8 protein-coding genes and 1 tRNA gene are annotated in these 7512 nt (G+C 57.7%); 1 reads left to right on the forward strand and 8 read right to left on the reverse strand.

Annotated elements, in window-relative coordinates; all coding sequences use genetic code 11:
- Positions 1-10 precede the first annotated feature (10 nt).
- The 7 genes from AD944_RS06815 to AD944_RS06845 all read right to left on the reverse strand — a co-directional run bounded on the left by AD944_RS06815 (position 11) and on the right by AD944_RS06845 (position 6486).
- Positions 11-385, reverse strand: a complete 375-nt coding sequence (locus AD944_RS06815; protein WP_045541791.1) for a histidine triad nucleotide-binding protein — start codon at positions 383-385, stop codon at positions 11-13.
- Positions 385-870, reverse strand: coding sequence for a phosphoribosyl-ATP diphosphatase (locus AD944_RS06820; RefSeq protein ID WP_045541790.1), 486 nt, complete (start codon positions 868-870; stop codon positions 385-387). The genes AD944_RS06815 and AD944_RS06820 overlap by 1 nt, the downstream gene beginning before the upstream one ends.
- Positions 867-1655, reverse strand: coding sequence for an imidazole glycerol phosphate synthase subunit HisF (hisF, locus tag AD944_RS06825; protein ID WP_045541789.1), 789 nt, complete (start codon positions 1653-1655; stop codon positions 867-869). Before hisF ends, AD944_RS06820 begins: the two co-directional genes overlap by 4 nt.
- Positions 1655-2989, reverse strand: coding sequence for a 1-(5-phosphoribosyl)-5-[(5-phosphoribosylamino)methylideneamino]imidazole-4-carboxamide isomerase (gene hisA, locus AD944_RS06830; RefSeq protein ID WP_006557735.1), 1335 nt, complete (start codon positions 2987-2989; stop codon positions 1655-1657). Before hisA ends, hisF begins: the two co-directional genes overlap by 1 nt.
- A complete protein-coding gene (gene hisH, locus AD944_RS06835) occupies positions 2989-3651 on the reverse strand; it encodes an imidazole glycerol phosphate synthase subunit HisH (protein WP_045541788.1) in 663 nt (220 codons plus the stop codon). The genes hisA and hisH overlap by 1 nt, the downstream gene beginning before the upstream one ends.
- A 125-nt stretch (positions 3652-3776) precedes the next feature.
- The gene (hisB, locus tag AD944_RS06840) at positions 3777-4373 is read right to left on the reverse strand and encodes an imidazoleglycerol-phosphate dehydratase HisB (RefSeq protein ID WP_035382652.1); all 597 of its coding nucleotides are present in this window, start codon (positions 4371-4373) and stop codon (positions 3777-3779) included.
- A 64-nt stretch (positions 4374-4437) separates the two neighbouring features.
- Positions 4438-6486 carry an NAD(+) synthase gene (locus AD944_RS06845; protein ID WP_045541787.1) on the reverse strand — a complete coding sequence of 683 codons (2049 nt, stop codon included), beginning with the start codon at positions 6484-6486 and terminating at the stop codon, positions 4438-4440.
- 193 nt (positions 6487-6679) lie between these two features.
- Here AD944_RS06845 and AD944_RS06850 point away from each other — a divergent pair.
- Positions 6680-6754 (forward strand) — tRNA-Gly (locus tag AD944_RS06850).
- A gap of 224 nt (positions 6755-6978) precedes the next feature.
- Here the strand turns inward: AD944_RS06850 and AD944_RS06855 are convergent.
- Positions 6979-7512: glycosyltransferase family 2 protein (locus AD944_RS06855; protein WP_248845810.1), on the reverse strand; the 534-nt coding region annotated here is incomplete at its 5' end.

A 7512-nucleotide genomic window follows, 5' to 3' on the forward strand; every position in this document is an offset into this window, starting at 1 on the left:
TTGGTTTTAATCAGACAGGAAAAGGCGGAAGGGTTTTGCCCCCAAGCAGATGCAGATGGAAGTGCGGTACTTCCTGCCCTGCATTCTGTCCTGCATTGGTGATAACACGATATCCGCTTTCTTCCAGTTTCAGGTCAGCGGCAATCTGCCCTGTGGACTGCATGACAGCGGCAATTTCATCAGCGCTGGCATTTTTGCTGAAATCAATAAAAGAGACGTACGGTTTTTTGGGAATGATGATGACATGCACGGGTGCTTTGGGTGCAATATCATGAAACGCCAGCACCCAGTCGTTTTCAAAAACCTTCTTGCATGGAATATCACCACGCAGAATTTTTGCGAAAATATTGTCCGGATTGTAGGGACCTGTTCCGTTAACAGCCATCACTTATCCTTTTTTGCAAAAGTTTCTTTAGGACGAGATGCTTTTTCAGCAATACCGCTTACACCCTCACGGCGGCGCAGTTCAGCCCAGACTTCCTCCGGGGTAACGCCTGCATCAACCCACAGAACAACAAGGTGGTAAAGTACATCAGCACTTTCTCCAACCAGAAGATCCTTGCGGCCTGCTACGGCTTCAATCAGACATTCAACGGCCTCTTCACCAAATTTCTGCGCAATCTTGTACGTGCCACGAGAGAGCAGACGTGCGGAGTGGCTAACGGAAGGATCTGTGTCTTTCCGGCTGAGAACCACATCATACAGTCGGTCCAGAACAGTCTTGTCAGCAGGTTCGTTCAGAAGATCATCCTGCACGATCTCTGCTTTGGTTTCCGCCTGTTTTGCTGAAGCAGCCTTTTTGGACTGGCCTTTGCCAGTAGCCTTTGAAGCGGTTTTGGCGCTGGGTTTGGTGCTGACTTTCTTGATCATGCGCGTAGGTTTGCCTGAAAAGGGGAGGGAGAAGGACGAACCGGCAGTCCGGCTTCAGCCAGCGCCGTTTTAACCTGGGAAACCGTAAACTGGCCAAAATGGAAGACGCTGGCAGCCAGAAGCCCCGTGGCGCCAGCCTGAGCGCCTTCCACAAAATGTTCAAGCGCGCCAACGCCGCCAGAAGCGACAATTGGCAGGCGAACCGCCTGTGTGGCGGCTTTCAGAAGGTCAAGATCAAACCCGGAGCGTGTGCCATCACGGTCCATGGAGGTGAGCAGAATTTCTCCCGCCCCACGTTCAGCCACTTCCTTGCACCACTCTATCGCGTCACGCCCGGTGGAGGTGCGGCCCCCATGAGTATAAACTTCCCATTTGCCAGGAGCGGACTGTCGGGCGTCAATGGCCACAACGACGCATTGGCTGCCAAACTTGCGGGCGGCTTCATTGATCAGTTCGGGGCGGGACACTGCGGCGGAGTTCATGGCGCATTTGTCTGCACCAGCCAGAAGCAGGCGGCGCATGTCTTCTGTGGCGCGCACACCGCCACCTACCGTCAACGGCAGGAAAATCCGCTCTGCAGTGCGGCTGACCACGTCCAGAATCGTGTCACGGTTTTCGTGGCTGGCGGTAATGTCCAGAAAAGTCAGTTCGTCAGCGCCTGCGGCATCATACAGTGCGGCCTGTTCAACCGGGTCCCCTGCATCGCGCAGGGAGACAAAATTGACGCCTTTGACAACGCGTCCGTTTTTGACATCCAGGCAAGGAATAACGCGCAGTTTGAGCATCAGGCCAGAACCTTGAGCGCTTCTGCGGGAGAAACACGGCCATCATACAGAGCACGGCCTACAATCACGCCCTCAATACCGGGAGCCTGATCGGCCGCTTTGCGCAGGGCTGCCAGATGGTCGATCGAGCCAACACCGCCGCTGGCGATAACGGGAATGGTGACCGTATTGGCCAGAGCAACCGTCTGTTCCAGATCGAGACCTTCCAGCATGCCGTCCCGGCTGATCTCCGTGAAAATAATGGCGGCAACGCCTGCTTCCTGCATGCGCAGCGCCAGTTCCGTGGCCTGCATGTCTGAAACTTCTGCCCAGCCTTCCGTGGCGACGTGGCCGGAACGGGCATCAATGCCCGCCACAATGCGGCCCGGAAAGGCGCGGCATGCTTCGCGCACCAGCGCCGGATTTTTTACAGCGACCGAACCAAGAATAACGCGCGTAACGCCAGCTTCCAGCCAGGAGGCAATGGCCTTCATGTCACGCAGTCCCCCGCCAAGCTGCATGGGGACGGTTGATGCTTCCAGAATGGCCCGTACGGCGGGCACGTTGGCGGACTGTCCTGCAAAAGCGCCGTTCAGATCAACGGCATGCAGCCATTTGAACCCGGCATTACACCAGGCACGAGCCTGTGCCGCGGGATCATCTGAATAAACGGTGGCATCTTCCATCTCGCCCCGGCGCAGACGTACGCAGGCGCCATCTTTCAGATCAATGGCGGGGTAAAGCGTCAAAGGGCGGGAAGAGGAGGATGTGTATTCGGCGGGAGCAACGTCTGCCTGGGTCATGCGGGGTGCTTCTGCTGTTGCGGGACGGGCGTTATCAAGAAGTTTGGTAAAGAACAGGCCTGATACGGTCTGATCGCCAATGCGGGCATAGTGTGGATGGGTACCCCACTGTTCAAAACCCGCCTTACGGAACAGATCAATGGCGGCGGTCTGCGTTTCTGGCACATCCACGTTCAGCACACGGTAGCCCATGCTGCGGGCGGCGTTTTCCACCTCCTGCAACAGGAGGGTGCCTAGCCCCTGTTTCCGGGCATAAGGCGCAACAAACAGGTGCATCAGCGTGACGCACATGGCCTGAGCCTCGTTATTGCGGGCGGCGCGGACCAGTTGCGCACAGCCGACAATCACGCCATCCAGCCGCACGGCAAACAGCATGCGTTCGGGCACCAGAAGCAGCCCTTTGAAATAGCGCGCCAGAACCTGCCGCCCCTGCGGCTGTATCCAGCCAAAACCGCCACCGTCCAGAATGGCGGCATCTACGGCTTCACACAGGGCCTGAAGATCATCTTCATCCAGTTTAAGGATACGTTGAACGGGTTTTTTCCGAGACATCAGACCGCCCAGCGTGTTTCAGGCTGCCAAGCCAGAAAATTGGCCAGAATCCGCAGCCCGACGGTCTGGCTTTTTTCAACATGGAACTGCGTGCCCGCCACATTGCCGTTGCAGACAAAGGCAGGCACGGCCCCTCCGTAATCCGTGGTGGCGATCAAGGTCTCCGGTGCAGCCCCCTGCAAGGCATAGGAATGCACAAAATAACCGTGCGGAGCGGTGCCCAGTCCTTCCGTCAAGGGGTGGGGCTGGGTGAGGTTGAGTTCATTCCAGCCCATCTGTGGCAGCCGCAGGCCGGGGGCCTCCATGGGCGTAATGTCTCCCTTTATCCAGCCAAAGCCGGGGGTAACGCCGTGTTCCAGCCCGCGCTCGGCCATAAGCTGCATGCCCACGCAGATACCTAGAAAAGGCGTGCCGTTGCGTGTGGCGGTGAGCAGCGCATCCTTCAGGCCCGGCTGCGTATCCAACCCTTGCGCGCAATCCGCAAAGGCCCCCTGACCGGGCAGGATGATACGGTCGGCCTCCAGCACTGCGGAGGGTGAATTGGTAATGGTGACTGTGGCCGCAATGCCAGAGAGTTCGGCCGCGCGTGCTGCTGCGCGTGCTGCGGAAGCCAGATTGCCGCCTTCATAATCAATAACGGCAATGGAGAGAGACTGGGTCATGGGACCTCGCACTTATGGTCCTGTTTGGAAAACGGGCTGGCATACCCCGGAGGGACAGCGCCCGCTGGATCATTCTGAAACAGGCTGAGCAGGCAGCCACGGCGTGGCGCCAGACCCGGCCCTGTTTACAGCACTCCCTTGGTTGAGGGAATGGCCCCCTGCGCCCGAGGGTCCATCTCAACTGCCATGCGCAGGGCGCGGGCAAGAGCCTTGAACGCGGCTTCTGCAATATGGTGGCAATTTTTACCTGCTTTTTCCGTCAGATGCAGGGTGATCATGCTGGACATGGCAAAGGCGCGGAAAAATTCTTCCACCAGTTCGGTATCCAGTTCACCAATGCGGTCGCGGTCAAAAGTGGCGTCAAATGCCAGAAAGGGACGGCCGGAAAGGTCAACCACAGCTTCACACAGCGCTTCATCCAGCGGCACAAGCGCGTGGCCAAAGCGGCGCACACCCCGTTTGTCGCCCAGCGCCTGCCGCAATGCCTGGCCCAGTGCTATCCCGGTGTCTTCTACGGTGTGATGACCATCAATATGCAGGTCTCCCCGCACTTTTACCGTCAGATCCAGCAGGCCATGCTTGGCCAGTGCTGTCAGCATATGGTCAAAAAAACCGATGCCGGTATCAATGTCTGCCTGTCCTGATCCATCCAGATCAAGAGTGACGGCAATATCTGTCTCGCTGGTAACGCGATGAAGGGTGGCTTGGCGCGGTGTGCTCATGATGCGGAGTCTATAGCCGAAGAGTGCGGCAGATACCATCATGCATGCGGTGGGGCAGAACCTCTCAGGGAACGTTCTGTTCCAGTTCCGTCAGCCAGAGTGTGGCATTGCCATCGGACGGAGCGCGCCAGTCTCCACGGGGAGAAAGGCTGCCGCCAGCCATGATTTTCGGCCCGTTGGGCATGGCGGAGCGCTTGAACTGGCTGGTGGCGAAAAAGCGCCGTAGGAAAACGCGCAGCCAGTGTTTGATGGTGGGCAGATCATACGTCTTCCGTTCGGCCTGCGGAAAGCCGGGTGGCCACGCGCCTGCATCGGCGTCCTGCCATGCCTGTTGCGTCATGTAGGCGATACGGGAGGGAGTGAAGCCGTAGCGCAGCACGTAAAACAGGGTAAAATCATGCAGGGCGTAGGGACCAATAATGTCTTCCGTGCTCTGAATGCTTCCATCCGCGCCGGCGGGCACCAGTTCTGGGGAGATTTCCGTGGCCAGAATGGTGGAGAGCAGGGGCGTGACCTCGGCCGAGAAATGGCCCGAGGCGATGGCCCAGCGAATGATGTGCTGGATAAGAGTTTTTGGCAGGCCCGCATTCACATTGTAATGGGCCATCTGGTCGCCTACACCATAGGTGCACCAGCCCAATGCAAGTTCTGAGAGATCGCCGGTGCCAATCACCAGTCCATTATGCATATTGGCCAGCCGGAACAGGAAATCCGTGCGCAGTCCTGCCTGCACGTTCTCAAAAGTGATGTCATGCACGGGCTCGCCTTGGGCAAAGGGATGTTTGATCTCCTTGAGCATAAGGGTGGCTGCGGGGCGGATATCCAGAAGCTCGTTGCCTGTGCCAAGAGCCGCCATAAGGGCCTGCGCACTGGCGAGGGTTTTTTCCGTCGTGCCAAAACCGGGCATAGTGTAGCCCAGCACAGCGGAACGCGGCCAGCCGAGTTCATCTGCGGCACGCACGGCCACCAACAGCGCCTGCGTGGAATCCAGCCCCCCGGAAATGCCGATGACCATGGTTTTGGCGCCACTGGCGCGCAGGCGTTGCTTGAGGGCGGTTACCTGAATGGTAAAGGCTTCAAAACAGTCCTGCGCCAACCGCGCGGGATCACTTGGCACAAACGGAAAACGTGCAAGCGGGCGGCGTAGTCCCAGATCTGCCTGTGGTGGGGCGAGAGTGAAGGATATTCGCCGCCAGTCTGGCGCGTTGGCTGTCATGGCCTGCGCGTTGGCCGCAAAGGAGCCCATGCGCAGGCGTTCCTGCCGTAACAGCATGAGATCAATATCTGCCGTGACTGTCTGAGCCGTGGAGGGAAAGCGTTCGCTCTCGGCAAGCAGGACACCATTTTCAAAGATGGAAATCTGGCCATCCCACGCCACATCGGTTGTGGATTCGCCAGCGCCTGCGGCGGCGTAAATATAGGCGGTAACGCACCGCGCAGATTGGGACTGGCACAGAAGTGTGCGTGTCTCCGCCTTGCCGACTGTGATGTCACTGGCGGAGGGATTGGCGAGCAGCGTAGCCCCCGCCAGCGCTGCCAACGTGCCGGGCGGGACGGGGACCCACATATCCTCGCAAATTTCCACTCCCAGACAGAACCCGGGTAGATCTGTGGCATCAAACAGCAGATCCGCGCCGAAGGGCACAACCCTGCCATCAAGAAGGATGCTTTGCCCACGGACTCCTGCACCCGGGGTAAAATGCCGGGCCTCATAAAATTCGCGGTAATTGGGCAGGAAGCTTTTGGGCACGATCCCCAGAATGGTGCCGCGATGCAGAATGACGGCACAATTATACAGGGTGTTGTTGTGGCGAAGGGGAGCACCTACAACCAGAACGGGCAAGAGAGAAACTGAGGCAGCGGCAAGCTCTGTCAGTGCGGCTTCTACGGCGTTGAGCAGAGCTTCCTGCTGGCGCAGATCATCAATGGCGTATCCGGACAGCCCAAGTTCGGGAAAGACGCATACCGCACACCCGTCCTCCGAGGCTGCCCGTGCGGCGTTCAGAGTGTGTTGCAGGTTAGTGGCCGGATCTGCCAGAGAAACAGGAACAGTGCAGGCGGAAACACGGGCAAAGCCGTGATGATACAGGGCGTGAAATGGGGAAACCGGCACTGAACTGCCCTCCTGATCCTGAAACGGGCGCAATGATTGCAGAGAAGCCTTTCAACGCCAATATCACTGCGCGCTCTCCCTCCAAATGGTGATGGCCCAACGGTGCAGGAGAGGGCTGAAACAAAAGCATAAAAAAATATCAAATACCCCCTTGCGCGTTTTCTCTTTCCCTCGTAGAAGGTGGCCATCCGATGCGGGCGTAGCTCAGGGGTAGAGCACAACCTTGCCAAGGTTGGGGTCGTGGGTTCGAATCCCATCGCCCGCTCCAGATTTTCAAAAAATCTAGGCGGTAAGCATCAAGGTCGCGAAAGCGGCCTTTTTTGCGTTTTAGGGACGTTTAAAGCGCCAGATATAGAGGTGCGGCAGGCTGTGTGGTTCCATACGTCCTGCGTGTTTGTGCCCGATGGTTCTGCATCGGGCGGCTTTTCTTTTTTTCTCACCTGTCCGAATTTTCTGTCCGTTTATTCCGTTGCTGTTCGTGTAAATACGTTTTTATGCGGGAGCATCGTCTCTGGGGGCGGCATGCGGCGTGGTCAGGCGCAGCCAGGGGTGACGTGCTTCCAGCAATGTCACCACCCGCGGTTTGTGGTTGGGTGTTTCTGTGACCCCATTGGTCATGGAGGACCCGTGGCGACGATATTCAGCTAGAATTTCCGGTACATGCACGCCTGTGAAGCCGCGTTCCGCAAAATGGCACCACAGATCAAAATCTTCCCAACCCATGGCGTCTCGCTGCACGTAGTAGCCACCGGCTGCGGCCCACGCCCATTTGGCAACCATGGCCATGGCGTCAATATAGTTGCCGGGCATAAGGGCAAGGGGCTGAAACGGACGGTCACCCAGAACATCAGTCTGGATATGCGTTCCAAACTGTTGAATTGTTGGGTAAGCAAACGCTGCATTTTCTACCTTCATGGCGTGCAGAAGATGTTCACACGCGGCGGGTAACAGCTTGTTGTCCGCATCCAATTGCATGGCGTAAGGGGTTTCCGTTGCTGCCATGCCGATATTCCGTGCGCCGCCTAA

Origin of the sequence: Acetobacter tropicalis (genome assembly GCF_001580915.1) — a bacterium.
Lineage (GTDB): Bacteria > Pseudomonadota > Alphaproteobacteria > Acetobacterales > Acetobacteraceae > Acetobacter > Acetobacter tropicalis.